This is a genomic window from Hyphomonadaceae bacterium ML37 (genome assembly GCA_027627685.1).
In the GTDB taxonomy this organism is placed as follows: Bacteria; Pseudomonadota; Alphaproteobacteria; order Caulobacterales; family Maricaulaceae; genus Oceanicaulis.
Genome location: CP091241.1, coordinates 437,491 through 458,290, shown reverse-complemented (window position 1 = coordinate 458,290; position 20,800 = coordinate 437,491). Strand labels below are relative to the sequence as shown.

The 20,800-nt window shown below is 66.8% G+C and carries 19 protein-coding genes and 1 tRNA gene; 9 read left to right on the top strand and 11 right to left on the bottom strand.

Going from position 1 to position 20,800, the window contains the following annotated elements; genetic code table 11:
• The first annotated feature begins 2 nt into the window (after nucleotides 1-2).
• Nucleotides 3-962 (top strand): ATP-binding protein, encoded by a 960-nt coding sequence (locus L2D01_02360; protein WBQ10630.1) that lies wholly within the window; start codon nucleotides 3-5, stop codon nucleotides 960-962.
• Here L2D01_02360 and L2D01_02355 read toward each other — a convergent pair.
• From L2D01_02355 to L2D01_02340, 4 genes are read right to left on the bottom strand one after another with little or no spacing between them, the layout of a single operon-like run.
• Nucleotides 959-1,717 (bottom strand): SDR family NAD(P)-dependent oxidoreductase, encoded by a 759-nt coding sequence (locus tag L2D01_02355; protein ID WBQ10629.1) that lies wholly within the window; start codon nucleotides 1,715-1,717, stop codon nucleotides 959-961. The genes L2D01_02360 and L2D01_02355 overlap by 4 nt on opposite strands.
• A 39-nt stretch (nucleotides 1,718-1,756) precedes the next feature.
• Nucleotides 1,757-2,173, bottom strand: coding sequence for a response regulator (locus L2D01_02350; GenBank protein ID WBQ10628.1), 417 nt, complete (start codon nucleotides 2,171-2,173; stop codon nucleotides 1,757-1,759).
• Between the two features lie 53 nt (nucleotides 2,174-2,226).
• Nucleotides 2,227-3,168 carry a bifunctional methylenetetrahydrofolate dehydrogenase/methenyltetrahydrofolate cyclohydrolase FolD gene (gene folD / locus L2D01_02345; protein WBQ10627.1) on the bottom strand — a complete coding sequence of 314 codons (942 nt, stop codon included), beginning with the start codon at nucleotides 3,166-3,168 and terminating at the stop codon, nucleotides 2,227-2,229.
• Between the two features lie 46 nt (nucleotides 3,169-3,214).
• A complete protein-coding gene (locus tag L2D01_02340) occupies nucleotides 3,215-3,520 on the bottom strand; it encodes a YggT family protein (protein WBQ10626.1) in 306 nt (101 codons plus the stop codon).
• A 139-nt stretch (nucleotides 3,521-3,659) separates the two neighbouring features.
• Between L2D01_02340 and L2D01_02335 the strand changes: the two genes are divergently transcribed.
• The 4 genes from L2D01_02335 to L2D01_02320 all read left to right on the top strand — a co-directional run bounded on the left by L2D01_02335 (nucleotide 3,660) and on the right by L2D01_02320 (nucleotide 10,436).
• Nucleotides 3,660-3,735: transfer RNA gene (locus L2D01_02335), tRNA-Ala, on the top strand.
• 164 nt (nucleotides 3,736-3,899) lie between these two features.
• Nucleotides 3,900-4,889, top strand: a complete 990-nt coding sequence (gene galE / locus L2D01_02330) for a UDP-glucose 4-epimerase GalE (GenBank protein WBQ10625.1) — start codon at nucleotides 3,900-3,902, stop codon at nucleotides 4,887-4,889.
• Between the two features lie 131 nt (nucleotides 4,890-5,020).
• Nucleotides 5,021-9,922, top strand: a complete 4,902-nt coding sequence (locus tag L2D01_02325) for a DUF115 domain-containing protein (GenBank protein WBQ10624.1) — start codon at nucleotides 5,021-5,023, stop codon at nucleotides 9,920-9,922.
• Nucleotides 9,923-10,010: 88 nt separating this feature from the next.
• Nucleotides 10,011-10,436: a hypothetical protein gene (locus L2D01_02320; protein ID WBQ10623.1), complete on the top strand. Its 426-nt coding sequence runs from the start codon at nucleotides 10,011-10,013 to the stop codon at nucleotides 10,434-10,436.
• Nucleotides 10,437-10,444: 8 nt separating this feature from the next.
• On the opposite strand, the gene L2D01_02315 is transcribed toward L2D01_02320, so the two are convergent.
• Nucleotides 10,445-10,726: a 4a-hydroxytetrahydrobiopterin dehydratase gene (locus L2D01_02315; protein ID WBQ10622.1), complete on the bottom strand. Its 282-nt coding sequence runs from the start codon at nucleotides 10,724-10,726 to the stop codon at nucleotides 10,445-10,447.
• 141 nt (nucleotides 10,727-10,867) lie between these two features.
• Between L2D01_02315 and L2D01_02310 the strand changes: the two genes are divergently transcribed.
• Nucleotides 10,868-11,140: a hypothetical protein gene (locus L2D01_02310; protein WBQ10621.1), complete on the top strand. Its 273-nt coding sequence runs from the start codon at nucleotides 10,868-10,870 to the stop codon at nucleotides 11,138-11,140.
• A gap of 7 nt (nucleotides 11,141-11,147) precedes the next feature.
• On the opposite strand, the gene L2D01_02305 is transcribed toward L2D01_02310, so the two are convergent.
• The 4 genes from L2D01_02305 to L2D01_02290 form a co-directional block, all read right to left on the bottom strand.
• Nucleotides 11,148-13,982, bottom strand: coding sequence for a phosphoenolpyruvate carboxylase (locus L2D01_02305; GenBank protein ID WBQ10620.1), 2,835 nt, complete (start codon nucleotides 13,980-13,982; stop codon nucleotides 11,148-11,150).
• Between the two features lie 95 nt (nucleotides 13,983-14,077).
• On the bottom strand, nucleotides 14,078-15,403 hold the full coding sequence (locus tag L2D01_02300; GenBank protein WBQ10619.1) for a bifunctional folylpolyglutamate synthase/dihydrofolate synthase: 1,326 nt from the start codon (nucleotides 15,401-15,403) through the stop codon (nucleotides 14,078-14,080).
• Nucleotides 15,404-15,440: 37 nt separating this feature from the next.
• Nucleotides 15,441-16,073 carry a glutathione S-transferase family protein gene (locus tag L2D01_02295; GenBank protein ID WBQ10618.1) on the bottom strand — a complete coding sequence of 211 codons (633 nt, stop codon included), beginning with the start codon at nucleotides 16,071-16,073 and terminating at the stop codon, nucleotides 15,441-15,443.
• A gap of 70 nt (nucleotides 16,074-16,143) precedes the next feature.
• Complete coding sequence (locus L2D01_02290) at nucleotides 16,144-16,758, bottom strand: hypothetical protein (protein WBQ10617.1); 615 nt, start codon at nucleotides 16,756-16,758, stop codon at nucleotides 16,144-16,146.
• 167 nt (nucleotides 16,759-16,925) lie between these two features.
• Here L2D01_02290 and L2D01_02285 point away from each other — a divergent pair, with 167 nt between their 5' ends.
• Nucleotides 16,926-18,017: an AFG1 family ATPase gene (locus L2D01_02285; protein ID WBQ10616.1), complete on the top strand. Its 1,092-nt coding sequence runs from the start codon at nucleotides 16,926-16,928 to the stop codon at nucleotides 18,015-18,017.
• 9 nt (nucleotides 18,018-18,026) lie between these two features.
• Here the strand turns inward: L2D01_02285 and L2D01_02280 are convergent, their stop codons facing one another.
• Nucleotides 18,027-18,710 (bottom strand): DUF1013 domain-containing protein, encoded by a 684-nt coding sequence (locus L2D01_02280; GenBank protein WBQ10615.1) that lies wholly within the window; start codon nucleotides 18,708-18,710, stop codon nucleotides 18,027-18,029.
• A 167-nt stretch (nucleotides 18,711-18,877) separates the two neighbouring features.
• Nucleotides 18,878-19,858 (bottom strand): NAD(P)H-quinone oxidoreductase, encoded by a 981-nt coding sequence (locus L2D01_02275; GenBank protein WBQ10614.1) that lies wholly within the window; start codon nucleotides 19,856-19,858, stop codon nucleotides 18,878-18,880.
• Nucleotides 19,859-19,930: 72 nt separating this feature from the next.
• Between L2D01_02275 and L2D01_02270 the strand changes: the two genes are divergently transcribed.
• On the top strand, nucleotides 19,931-20,122 hold the full coding sequence (locus L2D01_02270) for a DUF1192 domain-containing protein (protein WBQ10613.1): 192 nt from the start codon (nucleotides 19,931-19,933) through the stop codon (nucleotides 20,120-20,122).
• Nucleotides 20,123-20,216: 94 nt separating this feature from the next.
• Nucleotides 20,217-20,741, top strand: a complete 525-nt coding sequence (locus L2D01_02265; protein ID WBQ10612.1) for a DUF1465 family protein — start codon at nucleotides 20,217-20,219, stop codon at nucleotides 20,739-20,741.
• Nucleotides 20,742-20,800 lie beyond the last annotated feature (59 nt).

Sequence of the window (20,800 nt, the reverse complement as noted above, 5' to 3'; positions counted from 1 at the left end):
CCATGCCTGACGCGTCAGCGGATACGCCCCAGACCGGCCTGACCTGGCGGGCGGTGTTCGACACGCTGCCCGATCCGGCCGCCGTGCTGGATGCGCGCGGGGCGATCACCGCCGTCAACGCGGCGTTCGCCGCCGCCTATGGACCGGGTCCATGGACCGGCCGCGCTCTGGACGAGGCGGCGCCGGATTTCACACGGCGCACCGGGCCGGACGGGCTTGAAATGGCCTTCGCGGCGCCGCGGGCGCTGGAGCAGCACGCCGCCGCGCTGGAACGCTCCAACCGGGAGCTGGACCGGTTCGCCACCGTCGCCTCCCACGATCTGCAGGAGCCTTTGCGCAAAATTTCCGCCTTCGCCAGCCTTCTGGCGCGGCGCTATGAGGACCAGCTCGACGCCGATGGCCGTCAGAGCCTGGCCTATCTGGTGGACGCCGCCCAGCGCATGCGCCGGCTGATCGATGATTTGCTGGCCTATTCGCGCACGTCCAATCGCGAAATGACCCTCGAGACGGTGGATTTGAACGCGCTTCTGGAGACCACGCTGGATGAACTCAGCCTGATGGTGTCCGAGGCGCGCGCCGAGATCGAATGCGGTCCGTTGCCCACCGTGCGCGCCGACCTCACCCTGATGCGGCTTCTGTTCCAGAACCTGCTGACCAATGCGCTCAAATACCGCAAGGGCGCCCATGTGCGCGTGGTGGTGCGCGCCGAGCGCGACAGCGAGGCCTGGCGCATCACCGTGGCCGATGACGGCATCGGGTTTGACCCGCGCTTTTCCGACAAGGTGTTCGCGCCGTTTCAGCGGCTGCAGACGCGAGAGGCCTACGCCGGCACCGGCATTGGCCTGGCGATTTGCCAGCAGGCGGTGGAGCGCCATGGCGGACGCATCTGGGTGGATACCGAGCCCTGTTTCGGCGCACGCTTCCACTTCACCCTGCCCGACCGGGCGGACGCGGCCGCCTAGGGATCGATCCGCGCGCCGGCCCAGTCGAACACCTGACCGCTGTCCGCCGGCCCGATCGCGTCGATCACGCCCAGCAATTTCGCGGCTGAATATTCCGGGGTGAACAGCTTGCCGTCGGGCACATTGCGCTGAAACGGTTTGGACAGTCCCGTGTCCACCGTGCCGGGATGCAGGCCGATACAGGCGGCGCCGGGCGCCTTGCGCGCCAGCTCCACCGACAGGGTGCGGATCATCTGGTTGAGCGCCGCCTTGGACGCGCGATAGCCGTGCCAGCCGCCCAGCCGGTTGTCGCTGATCGACCCCACCCGCGCCGAGAGCGCCGCCCAGACAGCCTTGTCCGGCGCGTCACGCGAGCCTCGCGCCAGGCGGTCCAGCGTATGGCGGGCGACAAGCGACGGCCCGATCACGTTGATGCGCATCACCTGCGCCAGCCGGTCTGCGTCCAGGTCGCGCCAGGATTTCTCCGGCTGCAGGTCCGCGCCGTCATGCAAGATCCCGGTCGCCGTGATCACCAGATGCAGCGGACCGCCGGCGCCTGCCGCTTCGGCAGCTGCAGCGATGCTGGCGGGCTCATTGAAGTCAGCCTGCAGCGCGGTCGCGCCGGGAATGTCCATCAGGCGGCGCGAGACCGCGAACACGGCTGCGCATCGCGGATCGGCGGCCAGCGCGCGTACAAACGCGCCGCCAAGCCCGCCGCCGGCGCCGAACACTAGCGCGCGGTAGTTCTTTGGGAAGGAGGTGAGGGACACGCTCATGGCGCATCAGCTAGGGCTGCGGGTCCAGCCATCCAGCGGCTAGAGCATCAACGCGTCGCGGTCGCGTGTCGCAGCATCCAGCACCTGGCTGAGCAATTCGGCGCTGCGCTTCGAGGCGCGGCCGTCAAAATAGAGATTCTTGTCCAGCAGGGTGATGTCCGAGCCGATTTTCTCGGCATCGAGGCCGACCGACCCGCTGAGCACCAGAATCGGCGCTTCGCCGGCGTGCTTTTGCAGAAGGCCGACGGTTTCGTTCGGGTCCGTCGAATCAGGCAGGCGCAGGTCGGCGATGATCAGGTCGTATGCGCGCCTCTGGAGCTTGAAGCCCGCATCGCGCAGAGTGCGCACCACTTCGAAATTGAACGCATAGGCCCCTGCATCGCGCAGCGCCTGCTGCAGCAGCATGGCGTCCGCGAAGTCGTCCTCGACATGCAGCACGTTCAGATCCGGGGACACAGGCGCCTCCTCCAACTTATGAATAGCGGTATGCTCACAGGCTTAAGGGGACGTTAAGGCGTGAGCACGCGCGCCGCTCCCTCCGGCAGCGCGAGGCCCGCACGCCGGGCGGCGGCGGCCAGAGTGTTGATCAGCAGCATCGCGATGGTCATCGGCCCCACCCCGCCGGGCACAGGCGTGATGAAGCCTGCTATATCCAGCGCCGCCTCAAAATCGACATCGCCCGCCAGGCGGCTGGTCCCGTCCGGGCCGTCGACCCGATTGATGCCGACATCAATCACCGTTGCGCCAGGCTTGATCCAGTCCGCCCAGACCATGCCCGCCCGCCCGGCGGCGGCGACCAGAATATCTGCCTGACGCGTCAGAGCCGGCAGGTCGCGGGTGCGCGAATGAGCCAGCGTCACGGTGCAATCTGCTTGAAGGAAGAGGAGCGCGGCCGGCTTGCCGACCAGGATGGAGCGCCCTATCACCACCACATGGCGCCCGGACAGATCACCCAGTGCCCGGCGCGCCAGATAGACGCAGCCGGACGGCGTGCACGGGCGCAGGCCCGGCGCGCCCAGCACCAGCGCGCCCGCGCTGGCGGCGGTGAGCCCGTCCACATCCTTGGCCGGATCAATGGCCTGCACCACGGCCGTGTCGTCGAGACCGTCAGGCAGCGGCAGCTGGACCAGAATGCCGTCCACGCCCGCATCCGCATTGAGACGCGCCACCAACGCCAGCACTTCGTCCTGGCTCACCGAGGCAGGCAAGCGATGCTCCAGCGAGGTCATACCGGCGGCCTCGGTGCGGCGGATCTTGTTGCGCACATAGACCTGGCTGGCCGAATCCTCGCCCACAAGCACCACGGCCAGGCACGGCTTGCGGCCCAGCCGCTCAGCCAGCGCCAGCGCGCACTCCCGGGCGGCGGCGTCAACTTCAGATGCGGCGGCCTTGCCGTCTATCAGCACGGCGCGCCGGCCCGAAGGCCGCAGGATCGGATCAGTTTGGGTCATGGCGCGCGCTCATGGACCGGAGCCCCGGCGTGCGTCAAGCGCGCCGTCAGCCCAGCGCGTTCCAAAGCAGGCCCATAACCAGCCAGTCGCGCACGAAGAAAATGATCAGCAAGAGCACCAGCGGCGAGAAATCCATCCCGCCCAGCGACGGCAGCACGCGCCGAATCGGATTGAGCAGCGGCGCGGTGATCGCCTCGGTAGCCCGCCCGATCATGTTGACAAGCTGATTGCGCGGATTGACCACGTTGAACCCGACCAGCCAGGTCAGGATCACATTGACGAAAACCACAATCACCAGAAGCGTCAGCACCGGGTGAATAAAATAGGCGATCAGCGCCTGTCCGAATGTCATGGAGCCTCCTTGGCGGGGCGAAGCGGCCTTGCCGGTCCTGCCTTACCCGGCGCGCGCGCAGCCTGCAAGGCGGGCGCGGCGCTGGCGGGCGCGCTTGACAACACAGGGGCGCCTCCGTATCCGATCGCGCCTCTGGAACGGGGCCGTAGCTCAGTTGGTAGAGCGCGTCGTTCGCAATGACGAGGTCAGGGGTTCGATTCCCCTCGGCTCCACCAGATTCCTGCTGCCCGCACCAGACCATCAGACGCGTGTTCTGTACACCGGTCCGCCACCGGGCGCATTCCGGCTTGAACCCTTGTACGATGGGCGTTACCAAGCAGGCTGAACGGCCCGCTTGCACGCAGGCAGGCCGCCCGGGGGGGGCGAAACTGGGGGACGGATGACTGTTCTGGTGACAGGCGGCGCAGGCTATATCGGCGCCCACATGACGCTGGCCCTGCTTGATGCAGGCGAGCGCGTGACTGTTCTGGACAATCTGGTCACCGGATTTGACTGGGCGGTGGACAAGCGCGCCACTTTTGTGCGCGGCGACGCCGGGGACATGGCGCTTGTTTCCAGACTTATCGCAGAACACGCCATCACCGACATCATCCATTTCGCTGGATCAGTGGTGGTGCCGGACTCTGTCGCTGATCCGCTGAGCTACTACGCCAACAACACCGCCGCCTCGCGCAATCTCATCGACGCGGCGGCAGCCTGTGGCGTGACCCGTTTCATCTTCTCCTCCACCGCGGCGGTTTACGGCATGGCGGGCGACGAACCGGTGAGCGAGGACGCGCCCCTGGCGCCGCTTTCGCCCTATGGCCGCTCCAAGCTGATGACCGAGTGGATGCTGGCCGACACTGCAGCCGCCGGCGCGATGGAGTTCGGGGTCCTGCGCTATTTCAACGTGGCGGGCGCCGACCCGCAGGGCCGCGCCGGCCAGTCCACCGCAAGAGCCACCCATCTGATCAAGGCGGCCTGCCAGGCGGCCCTGGGGCTGCGCGAGCGCCTGGATCTGTTCGGGACCGATTATCCCACGCGTGACGGGACCTGCGTACGCGACTATATTCATGTGAGTGATCTGGTGGACGCCCACGCCATGGTGCTCGCCCGCTTGCGCGCCGGACATGGCAGCGTCACGCTCAATTGCGGCTATGGGCGCGGCGCCAGCGTGCGCGAAGTGATCGATACGGTCAAAGCCGTCTCGGGGGTCGATTTCGAGGTGCGCGAAACGGGGCGCCGTCCAGGCGACCCGGCTGCGATCGTCGCCGGCGCAGACCGTCTGAAGCGCGAACTGGGCTGGGCGCCGCGCCACGATGATCTGACGGGCATTGTCGCTTCGGCATGGGCCTGGGAGCAGGCGCTGCGCGAGCGGAGTGTAATATGAAACGCCTGAAGCGGCCGGGCGCCTGGCGCCGGACCAGATGACGCATTCAAGACTGACGCCCACACCACTTGCAGACACACCCCGCCCGGCGGGCCGGTTTTTTTGATCCGATGAAGGACGTGTAGAGCCAGATGACACAGCTTTCGATGGGCATGACGTCGCAAGAGCAAGAATATCAGGAATTGCTGGCGAAACTGCCAAGCCGGGCGCCGATCTATCTGCCCACCGAAAAAATCCCGCTCGAGGACAAGATCCGCGGCGTCCGCCATGTCATCCAGATCTACAAACACGATCTCGACGCGGTTTATCGCCCGCGCCTGCGCGCGCTGCGCGAGCAGTTCAAGGGGCGCAAGCGCTGCTTCCTGATCGGCAACGGGCCCAGCCTGAACGAAACCGATCTGTCAGTGCTGAAAGACGAAGTGACCTTCGCGGTGAACGGCTTCTTCCTGAAAGCCAAGGATCTTGACTGGAAGCCCACCTTCTATCTGGTCGAAGACCATCTGGTCGCCGAAGACCGGGCCGCGTGGATCAACGAGTTCAAGGGCCCGATCAAGCTGTTCCCGGCTTATCTGGGCTATATGTTCGAGGCCGATGAAGACACGGTTTTCTACAATCACCGCCCGCGCAAAAGCTATCCGCACGGCTTCGATTTCTCCATGGAAGCCGACAAGATCACCTACACGGGGTGCACTGTCACCTTCTCGATGATGCAGATCGCGGCCTATCTCGGCTTCGAGGAAATTTACCTGATCGGCGTCGACGCCAGCTACGCGATCCCTGAAGACGCGAAGGAAAGCAAGGATTACGGGGTCGGGGTTCTGGACATGAAGTCCGATGACCCGAACCATTTCGATCCGAACTATTTCGGCAAGGGCTTCCGCTGGCACGACCCGCAGGTCGACAAGATGGTGGAAGCCTATACCGAGGCGCGCCGGACGCTCGAAGGCACCGGCCAGATGATCTACAACGCCGGCATTGGCGGCCAGCTTGAGGTGTTCGAGCGGCGGCCTTTCCACGACCTGTTTCCGCATGCGCGCTCGCCTGAAGACGTCAAGGCCAATGGCCATTTGCGACGCTATCCGCGCCTTTTGATGCTCGACATGACGCCGTTCGCCAACGGCACCGCCACCGGCGAGATCAAGGCCAATTTGTTTGCCGGCTGGCCCGCGGACCAGCTCTTGCAGATCGCGCGTCACGGCAAGGACGGGCTCGCCCTGTCGAAGCCGGACGGGTCTGGAGGATACGTCACCAAGCCCTGCTCGGAACAGGCGGCCCGCGACGCCGCGCTGAGCTTTGACGCCGACGCGGTGCTGTACCGCCCGGTGCCTGACATGCCGTGGCTGCATTCCCTGGCGATGTCCCTGCTGCACGAGATTGGCAAGCCGGTCGTGGCCTGGGTGATGGATGACTGGCCGCGCGATCTGGCCGAGCGCGATCCCGAGCAATGGCGCGTTCTGGAGCCGGACCTCAACCTCCTGCTCGAACACGCCCAGGCGCGCCTGTCGATCTGCGAGTCGATGTCTTCGGCGTTTGAAGCGCGTTACGGCGCTCCGTTCACACCGCTGGCCAATGGCGTGCGCATCAGCGACTGGCCGGAGCGCGCGCCACACTCCGGGCGGCGTTTGCGTATCCGCTATGCCGGCGGACTGGCCGCTAACATGCAGCGCGCCAGCGTCCTGCGTCTGGCGCGCGCCGTGGAGAGGCTTGGCAAAGCCGGAAACGCCGTATCGCTGGAGATCAACACCCAGCCCTGGTGGCTGCGCGAGGCGAAGGACGATTTTTCGGGTTTTGAGTTCACCTCGGTGACCGACGAGACGCGCCCTCTGGACGTCTACCGCGAATGGCTGCGCCGCGCGGACGCGGTGGTCATCGCTTATAATTTCGACGAGGCCACGCTGCGCTATGTGCGCTATTCCATGGCCAATAAAATGCCTGAGTGCCTCGCCTCCGGCGCAGTGCTTCTGGCCCATGGCCCGGCAGACGCCGCCACCATCGGCTATCTCAAAGACAATGGCCTGGGCATGGTGGTCGATCAGGAAGACGAAGGCGCTCTGGAACGCGCCCTGGTGGACCTGATGAACGATCCGGGCCGTCGTCAGGCGCTGGGCCGAGCTGCGCGGACTTTCGCTTTCGAGAACCACAATCTCGATACGCTGCAAGAGACGCTGCGTCAGCTCGTCGTGGATGCTTCGGCGTCCGGCGCAGGCGGGCTGCCCAAGCCGGTCCGGCGCACACAACCTGACACACCGCCGCCGCCCCGGCCCAGCGACGTGCACGTGCTCCATCAGGAAACTCCAGCCCCACAGCGCCCTGTTCAGGGAAGCGCGCCGGATAAACGTCCCGCTCAGGAACGCGAGATGTCAGGCCACGCTGATCGAACGGTCGTGGAGCCTGCCGGCCTGACCCCGCCCCGGCCCCCGTTGAGCCGGCCTTGGTACGCGCCGGCCGGCGACGCCCTGCGCCGCCTCGCGCCCGGCCTGTTTCCCACACTGCAGAACACCCGCCGCACGCTCTGGCGCGCAGGCGGATCGACTCTTCTCGCAATCGCCGGGCTTGCCGCCCTCGCCGCTCTGGCCTTCGCCGCATTGGGACCCGGGCTGCTCGGATCACGCCTGGTTCTGGCCGGAGCCCTGCTGGGCGCCAGTCTTCTGATCGGCTTGGGCGCGCTGGGCTGGCGGCTGCGGCGGGCCGTCCAGACCCTGTCGGCCGAAAACCGGCGGCTGGCCGACGATATCGCCCGCATTCACGAGCTGGCCGCCGGGCGTGAAAGACGTGTTGAGCGCCTGGTGAATGACCAGCGTGATTTTGATGATCGTCTGGTTCAGTACGGGGGCGCCCAGGCACGCTCTACGCGCGATCTCGAAGACCGGCTGATAGCGCTCAATGACGAGCAGCTGCGAACCGTGAAAACGCTAAAAGTCCAGATTTCGCGCACCGGAGAAACGCTCAAGGGCGAGATTGCCCGTTCGGGCGAGGCGGCCCGGCTGGACGCAGAAGCCGTTCTGCGCGCTCAGCTTACACGTCTTGAAGCCAGGCAGGCCCGTGCCGCGCAGGCGCTCAAGGAAGAGATCGCGCAGGCTGGGCTGGCCGCACGCTCGGGGGCCGAGGACACGCTGCGCGCCGAGCTGGCGCGTTTGGAGGCTGAACAGATCCGCACGGCCGATTTGTTGAAAGACGAAATCGTTCGAGCCAGCGAGGCTGCGCGTGCGGGAGCCGAGTCGGACTTGCGCGCAGAACTGGCGAAACTGGAAGCCGAACAAGCGCGCACGGCGGACTCCCTGAAGGACGAAATCGCGCGCGCCAGTGAGGCGGCGCAATCTCGCTCGGCCGCAGAGCTACGCGGCGAACTGGAGCGTCTTGAAGGCGAGCAGGCCCAAACTGCCAACGCACTGAAAGAGGAAATCGCGCGCGCGGCGCAATCCGCGCGCTCGGGCGCCCAGACCGATCTGCGCGGTGAGCTGGCCAGGCTGGAAACCCAGCAGGCCCGAGCCGCCGAATTGCTGAAAGAGGAAATCGCGCGCGCCAGCCAGGCGGCGCAATCGGGCGCCGAGGCCCCTCTGCGCGCCGAGTTGGGGCGCCTTGAAGCCGAGCAGGCCCGGATCGCGAACGCCTTGAAAGGCCAGATAGCCGAGGCTGGCAGAAATGCCCTCATCGGCGGTGAGGCGGCCTTGCGGGCCGAGCTTTCGGCGCTTGAAGCGCGCCTGTCGGACGACAATTCGGCGAAAGCCACAGCGCTGAGGGACGAGCTGGCGAGTTTGCAGGCGGCTCTCGAACAAAAACTCAGTGCACGCGCCGCTGTGACGACTGCAAGCTTCGGCCGGGCGGCGCAAGCCGCCAAACAGCGCGAAGCCGAGCTGCGCGAACAGATTGAGGCGATGCAACAGGCGCTGAAAAGAGCCGAAGCCGAAGCGCTGTCGGCGCATTCAGCCGCCACTCAGGGCGACAACGCGCTTCGCGAAGAGCTCAAAGCGATCCGCCAGGGCCTCGAACAGCGGCTGCGCGCCGAAGTGGACGAGGCCACGGCGGAATCCATCGGCAGGCTCACTGAACGGTTCGAAGCGGTTGCGATGACCGCCGGTGAATCAGACGCCAAGCTGCGCCGGGAAATCGACACCCTGCGCTCCATTCTCGATGCAGACGTCAAGGCGCCGCTCGCGGCCCTTCAGACCACGTCCAAGCAGGCGCTGGAAATCGCCACCGGGACACAGAAGACCGTCAGCACGTTCCGCAAGACCGGAACCATGCTTCAGGAACGCGTGACTGCGGCCGAACGCCAGATCGGCGCCATCAAATACCCCGATGCACCGGACGTGTTCGTGTTCTTCGGTCACCATAAATGCGGCTCCAGGTTCTTCCGCAATGAGGTTTTTGGCCGGATCGCGGAAAGCACCGGCGCACGGGTGCGCAGCTACAAGATCGCCAATCCGCCGCACCATTATTCGCGGCTGGACGATCTGGATCTGCCCAATATCGATTTTTCGGACCTCGGCCAGAACGGCCGCGATGTCGTCCTGTTTGCGAACGCGACACAGCGCAGCCTCGACAAGATCCGGCGCACGGCTGGCGACTGGCGGGGTCTTCGGATCATCCGCGACCCGCGTCAGGTGCTGATTTCGAACTATTTCCACCACAAGGGTGACCACCATACCGAGCTGAACGGCTGGGTCTGGGATCAGCTCAAGCAGGACAAACCGATCCTCAACGAATTGTCCAAGGAAGACGGGATCCTGTATGAGCTGGACAATATCTCGAAGCACGTGATCGAGGACTTGCTGCTGGCGCCTTTCGACGACGAACGGGTGCTGACCCTGCGTCTGGAGGATTTCGCCGCCAGACCAGCCGCGCATCTGGAGCAGATCGCCCGCTTCCTGAACGTGCCCGACGTGGCGGGTATCGACCTGGCCAGCACGCACGCCAACCCAGGGTCCAGCCCCTGGCCCCAGAACTTCACCTCGAGAATTCGCGAGGCGTTCAAGGAGCGCTACGGCCAGGCGCTGATCGATCTGGGATACGAAGAGGATATGGACTGGTAAGCGGACGTATGAGCGCCGCCTCCCGGCGGCGCTCATACGTCCGCTCGCAAACCAATCCTTTACGCGCGCGGGCCATAAAGGCGACATGATGCGTGTATTGTCATGCCTGAGCGTCGTGGCTGCGGCCCTGTCCGCTCCGGCCGCCTTGGCGATTGCGCCAAGTGCGCCAGAGGCGCCGCCGGGGCGCCACATCACCACGGCGCAATCCTATTTCGCCCAGACACCGGTCCACGCGCCGGTGCGCGCGCGCGGACGTACGGCGGGCCAGCTGCAGATCGCATTCGGGCTCGACATTCCAAGGCGTGAGGACCGGGCGCTGGTCGAGGAGCGTCAACCCTGGCTGCGCGACGCCTATACCCGCACCGTGCTCAATTATTCAGCGCGCCAGTACGCCTGGCCTCACGTGCCGGACGCCGAGGCGATCGCCGCATTGCTGCAAGCTGAAACCGACCGCCTGCTCGGCCCCGGGCGGGCCCGGGTCCTGCTCGACACGGTGATGATCCATTCGGGCTGACCAGCGTCTCAGCGCGCCGCCGTCTCGATGTATTCGGCCAGCTCTTTGTCCAGCGCCGTGACGCCGCCGGCGTCGTGGGTGGACAGCGTGATATCCACCGTGTTGTAGACGTTGAACCATTCAGGATGGTGGTTCATCTGTTCAGCTTTCAGGGCGACGCGCGCCATGAAGCCGAAGGCAGTCTTGAAGTCATCAAAGCGGAATTCCTTGCGCACCGCGTCGCGCCCCTCCACCGCCTGCCAGCCATCCAGCGCCTTCACCAGCGCCGCCGCTCCGATCCGTTCGGACATATCGCATTCTCCTCAACCTGATTGATCGCAGGCAAACTGAACCGCCCGGCCAGCACGGGCAAGGCGCCGGGCGCGCGTTTACGGAAAAATGACGCAGCCATGCCATTCTCGCGCTTCAGACCCGCAACCAAGGAGGCGGACATGACGCGTTACCTGGTCTCCGACGACAATCCGGCCGGCCTGAAGCTGGAGGACATCCTCCAGGCCCTGCGCGCCGAAGTGCTTGTGCGGTGTACGAAAATCTCCGCCGACACGCGCCCCGAAGCGCTGCATGTGCTGGCCAATAATGTGAAGGTGCTCGAACACCTCACCGCCGCCATCGAGCTGGCGTGCGATTCCACCGCCTCGCTCAACCGCGCCTTCGGGCCGTCTGAAGCGGCTCATGGCGGCCCGCCGCGCATCGGCGTCGCCTGACGCGCGCTCAGCCGAACGCCCGGTAATAATGGCTGATCGCCACGGTGATCTGGCCGATCATCGGGTGCAGCTCGGCCAGCGGCTGGACGATGCGCGCCTGTATCTCCGGGTATCCGCGCCGCGCCGGCTCGTCGGCGCCGGTCTGCTCCTCCACCGCGTCCAGTAATTCCAGGCCGGGGCGCGCGGCGGGGAAAATCTCCTCCAGCGCAGTCACCGCTTCGGGAAGGCGCAGGGCGAACACCAGATCGATCAGGTCCTCGCGTGTCAGATCATGGCGGCGTGAAAACGCCGGCAGGCGCGAAATGGTCAGGAAGGCCTGCATGATCAGCGCCTGGCGGATGGCGTGCAGCGCCTCCACCGCGCGCCGGTCGGGATCGTCCCGCCAGGCATGGTCCGACCCGTCGGCGATGCGGTCAAACCGCATCAGATCCGCCGACAGATGATTGCTGAGCCGGGTCAGCGCCGTCTGGCGCGACTGGTCGGAGAGGCGCCCGGCCAGCGCCAGAAAGGCCCGCTCGGCGGCTTCGGACTGGGCCGCCGCCGCCCGGCCGGTCCATTCGCTGGCGTCAAACAGGCGGGCATAGCCGCGCAGCGCATTGAGACTGGTCAGGGTGCGCGCCCGCGAAATCATCCCGCGCAGGGCCGCCATACGCGGCGAGCGCTCCAGAAACGCCGCCATGCGTTCAGGCTCTGATCCAATGGCGGCGCCGAGCCCGCCGGACACATTCACCGGAATGCCGAGCTGCTGCAGCGCCGCGTTATGCGGGATGGCGCGCAGCATGGACAGATCCAGGCTCTGGCCCGGCGCGCCCGGCCGCTTGGCCCGGCGCGAGCCGCTGCGCGCCAGCATGTTGGGCGCAAACGCCGTGACCGCCGTGCGGTAATCAGCATTGTCGAACAGGGCTTCCTGCCAGGCCTTGAGCGACCGGTAGACGTCCCAGGTGTAGTCGATCTCGCCATAGAAGGGATCGCCGCGCGGGGCGCCGGGCTCGGCCAGCAAATGGCGGGCGGTCGACATCATCACCGAGCGCGCCAGCTCGGGCCGGGCGAAATGCAAAAACCCGTCCCCGCCCTGATAGCTGGTCTCGTGGATCACCGGCGCGCCTGCGGCGGCGAACTTGCCGCGCGCCCAGGGGGTCAGCAAATGGTCCAGCCGCTCGTTGAAGCCGCCGGGATGGGCGCCGCGCCCCATGGATTCGCCGTGGGTGTTGAACACCACCACCGCCACGCCCTTGACGCCATAGCGCGCCAGCGCCCGGGCGGTGAGGATGTGCAGGCGTTCAATGGCGAGCTGGGCGCCCGCCTGACCCATGAAACGGCCCGAGTCCGAATAGCCCAGCTGGATGGCCAGCCGCCCTCGCCCGGCGATGTAATCACGATAGACCGGCTCGGCCAGCAGGCGCTCGATCAGGCGTCCGCCGCGCTCCAGCGCCTCAGGCGTCTCGAACAGGGGCGAGATGTCCACCCGATCGGCCACGCCATAAAGACGCGCCAGATAAAGCGCCCCCATCACCGTGGCCGCGGTTTCGCACTCGGCGATGAGGAAGCGGATGGGCGTGTCGCTGTCCACGTGCTTGATAAGCTGGGCGCACAGCATGAACTGGCGCCGGGCCGTCATCTGCTCCAGGAAGACCGAGGCGAAGCTGACCGTGCGCACCTCAGCCTCCGCCGCCCGCTCTGCGGCGCGGGTGAGGGCCAGGCGCCCGAAATCATCACTGTCATCCTCCAGCCCCAGATCGGCGCGCACGGCGCCGCGCAGCTGGGCCTCGTTGATGCGCAGATGGATATGCGCCGCCCCCAGCCCCGCCGCCTTCATCTCCGAGCGCAGGAGGACCAGGCGAGACGCCACGTCATCGTCCGCATCGCCGATGGCGCGGTCCAGTTCAGCGATGGGTCCCGACAGGCTGGTCAGGCGCTCTGGATACTCCACCGTCAGCGCATTGGCGGCGCGCACCACAGCCGAGGGGTCATCCAGATCGGCCTCGAACAGCGCCGCATGCCCTGCGCTCGCCTCGGCGGCTGCACGCAGGCGGGCGGCGAGCGGGTCCAGCTCAGCAGCGCCCGACGCCTCGATCAGCGCCGCATAGCGCATGAGCTGGCGGGATTTTTCCTGCAGGCGAAAGGCGATGGAGCGGCCCCAGTGAATATCGGTGCGGCCATCAAGATCATATCCCACCCAGCTCGCCAGCGAGATGAGGTCGGGATCGAGCGAGCGCCAGCGGTCCGGGAAGGCGGCGCGCGCCACGTCCAGCACCAGGGCGTTGAGACCGGTCAGCGCCTCGCGAGCGGCCTCCACGGCGGCCATGGCCTCGTCATGTTCGTTGATGAGGGTGACATCCTCATCCGGCCCGTGGATATGGCCCGCGCCCACCAGCGCCCCGGCCTCGCCAGTGACGGCGGCGCTGGCGAGCGCATCGCGCACGGCTCGCGACAAGGCGAAGGTCGGATGGGCGGTGAAGACAACGCCGCCGCGCTTGCGCGTCACCGCAGCGGCAAAGGCGTCAAACCCTTCCCCCGCCAGCGCCTCAAGCTGGCCGCGCACATCCGCTTCGGCGGCGCCCGACAACCCGTCGCCATGCAGCGCTGACAGCGCCCTCGCCCGCGCCGCCAGGCCGTCATCGGCGAAATGCTGGATCAGGGCTTTCAGCCCCTCCACCGACACCGCGCCCCGGCGCAGGCCGGAAAAGAGCTGGGCGGCCAGATCGCCCACCGGATTGACCAGCGGCGCATCCCAGTCCTCGCCCCATCCGCCGGCCAGCGCCTCCAGACAGAAGGCCGCCAGCTGATCCGGCGTGCCGGGCAGGCGGGCGCTCTTGGCGCTTTCGGTGTCGTTCAGGGGCATGGCGGATCTCGCACGGCGTCAGGCCGCGACATTATGCGCCTGAGCCTGAATATGTCATCGCCCGCCACTGCTGCAGGTGCGAAAAGCAGGGCGCCCTAACCCGGTGTCGTCTGCACGCTGTCGCCTGTGCCCATGGCCAGCACCTCGCCGGCCAGATAGAGCGAGCCGCAGATGACGATGCGCGGCTGGTCATAATCCTCCAACGCGTCGTGGACCGCCTCGATCAGACCGGCGGCGGTTTGGGCAGGCAGGTCGGCCTTGCGGGCGGCCTGCGCGATGGACTGGGCCGTATGGGCGCCCTCGCGCCCGCCGGAGAAACTTACCGCGATCACCCGCGCGGCCAGGGTCGCGAACCAGCTGAGGAAACCTTGCGCATCCTTGTTGCGCGACATGGCGCAGATCAGCACCAGCGGGCGTTCGCGCGCCGCCTCCATCTCGCCCAGCGCCGCAGCCAGCGCCTGCGCCGCCGCCGGATTGTGCCCGCCATCAAGCCATAGTTCAGCATGTCCGCCCCGGGCGATGTCAGCAAGCGGTCCGGCCGTCAGGCGTTGCAGGCGGGCCGGCCAGCGGGCATTGGCCACACCCGCGCGCACAGCATCCAGCGCGTAACCGCATACCCGCGCCGCCGCGATGGCGAGGGCGGCGTTGGCCATCTGGTGGGCGCCTTTCAGGCCCGGCGCGGGCAAATCCCAGAGCAGGTTTTCTTCCTCATAGACCAGACCGCCATGCTCGGGCCGGATAGAGAAATCACGATCCCAGACCTGCAATGGCGCGCCCCGCCGCCGAGCGGCTGCCTCAATGACTTTCAGCGCCGCCTCGCCCTGCGGACCGCATATCACCGGCGCGCCCGGCTTGATGATGCCGGCTTTCTCGCCCGCGATCTGCGCAATCGTGTCGCCCAGAAACGCCTGGTGATCGAGGCTCACCGGCGTGATCACCGTGCATTGGGGGTTGGGAACCGTATTGGTTGCATCCAGCCGCCCGCCCAGCCCCGTCTCCAGGATCAGCCGGTCGGCTGGTGTTTCAGAGAACAGCAGGAAGGCGGCGGCGGTGGTGATTTCAAAAAACGTGATGTCCGCCCCGTCATTGGCCGCCTCGCAGCGCGCGAAGGCGTCGCGCAGGGCGTCGTCGCTGACGATCTCTCCGGCCAGCACGATGCGCTCATTGAAGCGCACCAGATGAGGCGAGGTGTAGACATGGACCCGCTCGCCCGCCGCTTCCGCGATGGCTTTGAGGAAAGCGGCGGTGGAGCCCTTGCCGTTGGTGCCGGCGATATGGATCAATGGCGGCAGGCGGTGCTGCGGATCGCCCAGCGCCGCCAGCAGGCGTTCTATGCGCCCCAGCGACAGATCGATGGATTTGGGATGCAGGCGCGCCAGGCGCGCCAGCCCCGCCTCGATGGTTTCGGCGCCCTGGTTCATGACGGCTTTCTGTTTACGCTCGCGGGCACCCGCGATGTCAGTCCGCGCTGGCCCTGCGCCAGGCGGGGCGCACCTTGATGCGGTCGAAATAGGCTTTCACCGGCTCGGGCGCATTGTCGAACTGCTTCACGATTTTCAGCAGATAGAACATATAGCCCATCGAGATATCGGCAGCGGTGAAGCGCCCGGCGGCGAGCCATTCGCGGCCATCGCCCAGGCCCCGCTCGGCCACCTGAACGAGCTGGCGGTTCACATTGGCCAGCGCCCACTGTGCTAGGCCCGCATTGCGCTGCTCTTCGGGCAGCAGCATCGTATGGGCCAGGGTGAGATTCACCGACATGGACATGGTCCCTTCGGCGAAATGCAGCCATTCGAGATAGCGGCCGTAATCGGCCTCGTCCGGCGTCACCGCCAGCGGGGTCGGGCCATGCTTCGTGACCAGGTATTCCAGGATCGCGGTGGATTCCAGGATCACCTGATCGCCGTCTTTGAGCGCCGGCACTTTCTGCATCGGATTGACCGCCCGGTAGGCGTCCCCGCCCACATTGCCCCGGTCGAACGCCACGCGCTCCAGCGTGTAGGGCAGGCCCATCTCTTCGAGCGCCCAGCGCGGACGGATGGAACGGGTCATGGGCGCGTGAAACAGGGTGAGATCAGGCTGGGCGGTCATGCGGGCGGTCTCCTCGGCCGGAACAGGCGCGCACTTCACTGCAAACCGCGTTGGCGGGCAAGGCGGCAGGTCAGAACGGGCGCGCGCCCAGCGCCAGGGTGATGATGATCACCACGACGGCGAGGATGATGAGACCAAAGCGCAGGGTGGCGCCGAGGCTGTCGCCGGAGGTTGCGGACTTGCGGGCTGAGCTGGCCGGGCCTGCGCCGCCTTTTGGCGCAGCCAGGCGCCCGGCAATGACGCGCATGGCCGACCAGGGGCTGCTGAGCCCGCTGCCTGCTTCGGCATGCGCCTGGAGCTCGCCGAAGGCCTCGCTGCTTTCCGGAACTATCATGGCGGCGGCCTTGAGGGAGAGCTGCGCCATTCTGCGCGCAGCCCAGCGCGGAGGATCGCTGGATTTCGGGGCGTTGATTTCCACATCTGCCAAACCGGCGATCATCTGCGTCCCGGCAGCCAGAATGGGAACAGCCAGCGCGCCCCAAATCCCTGTCGCCTGCCACAGGCCGCCTATGATCACCGCCGCAACAATGCCGGCGCCCCACCAAAGGGCGCCCGCGCCCGGGCGCTTGAGAAACAGCCAGCGCAGGCGCTCAGCCTCATCCGTGATGACGCGCACAGCATCGGGCGCAAAACCGGCGGATGCCAGCAGCTGTTTCTCGGCGGGCTTCAGGCCTTTGGTGATCATGCCCCTCTCCGGCGCGCACTGTGCAACCGGGGGGCCGCTTTGCCAAGTCGCGCGGGGCAGGCTAATCGGGTGGGCATGCGCCGCATTGAACGCCCCGCTTTGTTGATCCTCGCCGCCGTGCTGGCCGCTGCGCTGATGGGCGGCGCGATCGCCGTCTGGCTGAGCGCATGACGCCGGCCGAGGCGCTGCAGGCAGCTGTCGCCGACGGGCGGCTGCAGGCTGATCCGGCGCAGGCCGGGGCGGCGGCGCGTCTGACCGCGCTGGCTCAGGACATCAAGGCGTGGAAGGGCGGCAAGTCCGGCTGGTTCGGCCGGTCACGGCCTGCCCCGCGCGGGGTGTATCTGTGGGGCGGGGTGGGCACAGGCAAATCCCTGATGATGGATCTGTTCTTCGACGCCGCGCCCGTCGCGGCCAAGCGCCGCGTCCATTTCCATCAATTCCTGCAGGAGCTGCAGGCCCGCATCACCACAGAGCGCACGCGTCAGGAAGCCGATCCCCTGCCGCGCGTGGCGGCGGCGCTGGCGCGCGAGACGCGGCTTCTGTGCTTTGACGAGCTGCAGGTCACCGATGTGGGCGACGCCATGGTGCTGGGCCGGCTGATCGACCATCTGTTCGCGCAAGACGTGGTGCTGGTAGCCACATCCAACCGCGCGCCGGACGACCTCTACAAGGACGGCATCAACCGCCAGCTCTTCCTGCCCTTCATCGCCGCCATCAAGGCGCGCCTTGATGTGATGCGGCTCGATTCCGGGCGTGATTACCGGCTGGAGCGTCTGGAAGCGGCGCCGGTCTATTACGCGCCGCTGGGCGACGCCGCCGACGCCGCCATGGATGCGACGTTTGACCGGCTGACGCTGGGCGCTCAGGCGCGCCCGTGCGAGCTGACCGTGAAAGGGCGCACGCTGGAGGTCCCGCGCGCGGCGGCGGGCGTGGCGCGTTTCAGCTTTGAGCAATTATGCGATCGCGCACTGGGGCCGGCCGATTACCTGACGCTGGCCGAGCGGTTTCACACCGTGATGATCGATCATGCGCCGAAACTCGGGCCCGCGCGGCGCGACCAGGCCAAGCGCTTCGCCACCCTGATCGACGCGCTCTATGAGGCGCGCACCAAGCTGGTGATGAGCGCGCAGGCGCAGGCCGATGCGCTGTATGTCGAGGGCGATTACGCCTTCGAGTTCCAGCGCACGGTCTCACGCCTGATGGAGATGCGCAGCCACGACTATCTCGCCGCCGAGCGGCGGGCGGGCGAGGCGTCTTAGCCCCCCGTCCTAGTCCTCGTCGTCCTCGTCGTCGCGGCCGGCCTTGCGCTTGGGCTTGCCGAACAGCTCGTCAAGCGTGGTCGGCGAGGAGCTCGGCGCGTCATATTCCTCGGCGGGTTTCAGCACGTCTTCTTCAATCTTGACCGTGCCGTCCTTCTCCATCTGGGCGCGGCGCGCGGACGCCTTGGTCACCTGGGCGTCCAGATCGATCTGCGTGCACAGGCCCAGCGAGACCGGGTCGGTCGGCTTGATGTTGGACGAGTTCCAGTGCTCGCGGCTGCGCACCGATTCGATGGTGGTTTTGGTGGTGCCGATCAGCTTGGAGATCTGGCCATCGGTCAGCTCGGGGTGATTGCGCACCAGCCAGGCGATGGCGTCGGGCCGGTTCTGGCGGCGCGATAGCGGGGTGTAGCGCGGACCCTTGCGGCCTGTGTCCTGGTATTCGGAGTATTTCGGCTTGCTCGACGCCATGCGGTAGGACGGGTCGGCCTCGGCCTTGGCGAGCTCTTCGCGCTCCAGCTGGCCGGCAGCAACCGGATCGGCGCCGCGCACGCCTGCCGCCACATCGCCATCGGCGATGCCCTTGATCTCCAGATGGTGCAGGCCGGTGAAATCGGCAATCTGCTCGAAGGTCAGCGCGGTGTTGTCCACCAGCCAGACCGCTGTCGCCTTCGGCATGAGAATGTCAGCCATATCGTCCAACCTCGTTTGCAATAAAAAAACCCGGCGCGGACCGCCGGGCTTTCCGTCGACCGACCTTTCAGCACCGGCGTATTAGCAACCACGTGACGAAAGGATTTGTTCGAGGCGCTTATAGCCTGTGCGCGCGGCTGTGAAAACATCAGTTTGCAACCGTGCGGTCACGGCGTCAGCAGGATCTTGCCGGCATGAGCCATGGCGTCCATGCGGGCATGGGCTTTGGCCACGTCCGACAGCGCAAACACCGAATCGATCACAGGCCGCACCGCGCCCGCTGCAATCCACGGCCAGACTTGGGTCTGTACGCCGCGCGCGATGGCGGCTTTCTCCTCAGCCGGGCGGCTGCGCAGGGTCGATCCGGTGAGGGTCAGGCGCTTGAGCATGACCCGCATCAGATCGAGCTCCACCCGCGCGCCTTTGAGGAAGGCGATCATGGCCAGGCGCCCGTCCGTGTTGAGGAGCGAAAGATTGCGCGCGGCATAGTCGCCGCCCACCATGTCCAGGATCACATCCGCCCCGCCAAAATCCTTCACCGCCTGCACCCAGTCATCGTTTCGGTAGTTGAGCGCCAGATCCGCCCCCAACTGGCGGCACAGATCACATTTCTCCGGCGAGCCCGCCGTGGCGATGACGTGGGCGCCATGGGCTTTGGCCATCTGGATCGCTGTCGTGCCTATGCCGCTGGCGCCGCCATGGACCAGGAATCGCTCGCCGGGCTGAAGCCGCGCGCGGTCAAACACATTGCTCCACACGGTGAAGACGGTTTCGGGCAGGCCAGCCGCATGGATCAGGTCCACGCCGTCAGGTGCAGGCAGCACGCAAACCGCATCGGCGCGCGCAATGTCCGAATATCCCCCGCCCGCCGTCAGCGCCACCACCGGATCGCCGGGCTTCACGTGGCTGACGCCCGCGCCCGCCTCGCGCACATGGCCGGACACCTCCAGCCCCAGCCCGTTGGGCGCGCCCGGCGGCGGCGGATAAAGCCCCATGCGCTCGAACACATCGGGCCGGTTCACGCCTGCCGCCACAACATCAATCAGCACCTCGCCCGGCCCCGCCGGGGCCAGATCGCGCGTCTCGATTCGCAGCGCTTCAGGCCCGCCGGGGGACGGTGCGGTGACGATGCGGGTGGTATGGGTCATGGAAAACGGGACTCCGCTGCGCTTAGGCGCTAGATTGCCAGACTTGAGACGCAAACGGAAAGCGGGTGCGCCATGTTTCAGGATGAACCGCATACGGAGCCTGCGGGCGCCATTCAACCGGGCGAGGACCTGTCGCTGATGGCGGTCGCCGAGCTTGAACTGCGCATCGAGACCTTGCGCAGCGAGATCGCCCGTGCAGAAGCGATGATCGCCCACAAGCGCGACAAGATGAGCGCCGCCGAGGCGGTGTTCCGGCGCGGCTGAACGGGTTGCCGGAGCGCTCTGGCCCCCGGCTTGCTTGGGGGATGGAAAGCGCAAGGTCGCATGAGGGGACGAGGATGAGGGGAACGCGTACGTGATGAGCCCGGTTGATACAGATCGCGGACCCGGGGTTGAAAGCCGGGTGTCCGAATTTGCAGCGTCCGAGCTGTTCCGCCGCCTGTTCCGGGACGGGATGGAGCTGGTGGAGGAGACCGCCAGCTATCTCGACGGCGCCGGGCGCGATGACGCCAAGCGGCTGGGCCGCTCCGGCGCGCTCGCCTATGCGTCCGAATCCATGAGCCTGACCACCCAGCTGATGCAGTGCGCGTCCTGGCTCCTGACCCAGCGCGCGGTGGCCGAAGGCGACATGAACCCTGTGGAAGCCGCCGAGCAACGCTACCGGCTGACGCCGTCGCGCCAGAAAGACGCGCTGTGGCCGGCCGGCGACGATCCCTGCCCGCCGCGTCTGGGCGATCTGGCGCTGCGCGCCTCGACCCTGCACGAGCGCCTGTCGCGGCTGGACCGGTCATTGTTTGACGGCGAGTCTGCGCCTGTCACGCCGAACCCGGTGGCCGGCCAGATGTCGCGCCTAAACGCGGCGTTCGGGCGCAGCACCGGCTAGGTGAAATGCCCGGGCCGCCCGCCAGGGACGGCCCAGAACACGCTCTAAAAAACCGTCTG

What these genes read in the sequence shown, in the direction of transcription:
- L2D01_02360 (WBQ10630.1), top strand. Translation starts at nt 3, where the DNA reads ATGCCTGACGCGTCAGCGGATACGCCCCAGACCGGCCTGACCTGGCGG.
- L2D01_02355 (WBQ10629.1), bottom strand. Translation starts at nt 1,717, where the DNA reads ATGAGCGTGTCCCTCACCTCCTTCCCAAAGAACTACCGCGCGCTAGTG.
- folD (WBQ10627.1), bottom strand. Translation starts at nt 3,168, where the DNA reads ATGACCCAAACTGATCCGATCCTGCGGCCTTCGGGCCGGCGCGCCGTG.
- L2D01_02340 (WBQ10626.1), bottom strand. Translation starts at nt 3,520, where the DNA reads ATGACATTCGGACAGGCGCTGATCGCCTATTTTATTCACCCGGTGCTG.
- galE (WBQ10625.1), top strand. Translation starts at nt 3,900, where the DNA reads ATGACTGTTCTGGTGACAGGCGGCGCAGGCTATATCGGCGCCCACATG.
- L2D01_02325 (WBQ10624.1), top strand. Translation starts at nt 5,021, where the DNA reads ATGACACAGCTTTCGATGGGCATGACGTCGCAAGAGCAAGAATATCAG.
- L2D01_02320 (WBQ10623.1), top strand. Translation starts at nt 10,011, where the DNA reads ATGCGTGTATTGTCATGCCTGAGCGTCGTGGCTGCGGCCCTGTCCGCT.
- L2D01_02315 (WBQ10622.1), bottom strand. Translation starts at nt 10,726, where the DNA reads ATGTCCGAACGGATCGGAGCGGCGGCGCTGGTGAAGGCGCTGGATGGC.
- L2D01_02310 (WBQ10621.1), top strand. Translation starts at nt 10,868, where the DNA reads ATGACGCGTTACCTGGTCTCCGACGACAATCCGGCCGGCCTGAAGCTG.
- L2D01_02305 (WBQ10620.1), bottom strand. Translation starts at nt 13,982, where the DNA reads ATGCCCCTGAACGACACCGAAAGCGCCAAGAGCGCCCGCCTGCCCGGC.
- L2D01_02300 (WBQ10619.1), bottom strand. Translation starts at nt 15,403, where the DNA reads ATGAACCAGGGCGCCGAAACCATCGAGGCGGGGCTGGCGCGCCTGGCG.
- L2D01_02295 (WBQ10618.1), bottom strand. Translation starts at nt 16,073, where the DNA reads ATGACCGCCCAGCCTGATCTCACCCTGTTTCACGCGCCCATGACCCGT.
- L2D01_02290 (WBQ10617.1), bottom strand. Translation starts at nt 16,758, where the DNA reads ATGATCACCAAAGGCCTGAAGCCCGCCGAGAAACAGCTGCTGGCATCC.
- L2D01_02285 (WBQ10616.1), top strand. Translation starts at nt 16,926, where the DNA reads ATGACGCCGGCCGAGGCGCTGCAGGCAGCTGTCGCCGACGGGCGGCTG.
- L2D01_02280 (WBQ10615.1), bottom strand. Translation starts at nt 18,710, where the DNA reads ATGGCTGACATTCTCATGCCGAAGGCGACAGCGGTCTGGCTGGTGGAC.
- L2D01_02275 (WBQ10614.1), bottom strand. Translation starts at nt 19,858, where the DNA reads ATGACCCATACCACCCGCATCGTCACCGCACCGTCCCCCGGCGGGCCT.
- L2D01_02270 (WBQ10613.1), top strand. Translation starts at nt 19,931, where the DNA reads ATGTTTCAGGATGAACCGCATACGGAGCCTGCGGGCGCCATTCAACCG.
- L2D01_02265 (WBQ10612.1), top strand. Translation starts at nt 20,217, where the DNA reads ATGAGCCCGGTTGATACAGATCGCGGACCCGGGGTTGAAAGCCGGGTG.